At 63.6% G+C, this 1,250-nt stretch carries 1 protein-coding gene and 1 pseudogene; both read left to right on the top strand.

The window, feature by feature from the left end:
* Window positions 1-163 (top strand): annotated as a pseudogene (locus tag IVB47_RS07540) (histidine phosphatase family protein); the annotation flags it as partial.
* Between the two features lie 70 nt (window positions 164-233).
* Window positions 234-659: a universal stress protein gene (locus IVB47_RS07535; RefSeq protein WP_007602088.1), complete on the top strand. Its 426-nt coding sequence runs from the start codon at window positions 234-236 to the stop codon at window positions 657-659.
* Window positions 660-1,250: the final 591 nt, after the last annotated feature.

The raw sequence follows: 1,250 nt of genomic DNA, 5'->3' as shown, positions 1-1,250 counted from the left end.
GCTGACGGGCGGCGGCGATCCCGCCGCCGCCAAGGCGCTCGCCGACAACCTGCCCACGTCGGGGCTTGCGATCTTCGACTTTGACGTCAAGGATTGGGGTGACGTGGCTTACCGCCGCGGCAAGCTGGTGCTGTTCGTCAGTCCGAGGTTGCTTCGAAGTTAAGGCTGCTTCGATCGGGTTGATCGCGCGACGTGCCGGCAAGACGTCCTGACTGGAAGATTTGGAGGCGCAGATGTTCAAGTCCATCCTCGTGCCCATCGACCTCGCCGACACCGATCTGGCCAAGCCGGCGATCGCGACCGCGGCAACGCTGTCACAGACCTGGAGCGGCGTGGTGCGCCTGCTCAACGTGCTGCCGATGACGCCGGTGATGCTGGCCGAATACGTGCCGGCCGATTTCGACGAACAGCAGCGCCAGACCTCGGAAGAAGCCCTCGCCATCGTCGCACGCGAGTCCGGCATCGAGCCTTCCCGCATCTCCAGCGTGGTGCGCCAGGGCGGCATCTATCACGAGATCCTGGAGGAAGCCGTGCACATGAAGGCCGAGCTGATCGTGATGACCTCGCACCGGCCGGCGATGCGCACCTATTTCCTCGGCTCCAATGCCGGGCATGTCGTGCGCTACGCAAAATGCTCGGTGCTGGTGGTGAGGCACTGAGGGTTGCGGCAAAACTCAGCATTGCAAGCAGCCAGGCCGTAGCCCGAATGAGCGAAGCGATACCCGGGGCAGCTCGTGTCACGATTCCCGGATGTCGCTTCGCTCATCCGGCTACAAGCCCTTGCATTGCCCGTCGGGCAAAACACCCAAGCTGTCGGTCAACGCCCGCCGCTAAAATATTCCACTTTACCGAAATTCGGAAACGGCGTATGTGTCGCGGCAACCCGGCTCAAGGAAGAGGGGCGCATCGCGATCGTCACGAACGCGGGCCGGACAGCGGCGGACGCGGGCCACACCGGCGCGAATGGCTTCGCAGGGCGGGCAACCGTGAGCGAAAGCGTCGCGCACACGACCGGTGTGATCAGCGTACGGCAAAACCGTGTCGTCCTGACGCCCGGGGTCTGTGCGTCAAGTCTTGTGGTGATGTGGCGGCCCGACCGGGTTCGCAGCATCAGCCATCCGCAAGGCGACGGGGGCAATAGTGCATCGCTCCCCGGGGAGAGCACGGCATAAGCCGTAAAACCGCTGCGCAGGGAAGGCCGGACGTTTTGGCTTCACCTGTATTCCGCTGTGCAAATTTCCTACTGCAAC

This window comes from Bradyrhizobium sp. 62, from assembly GCF_023073035.1.
GTDB lineage: Bacteria > Pseudomonadota > Alphaproteobacteria > Rhizobiales > Xanthobacteraceae > Bradyrhizobium.
The sequence above is the reverse complement of the archived record's forward strand: the minus strand, read 5'-3'. Positions and strand labels throughout refer to the sequence as shown.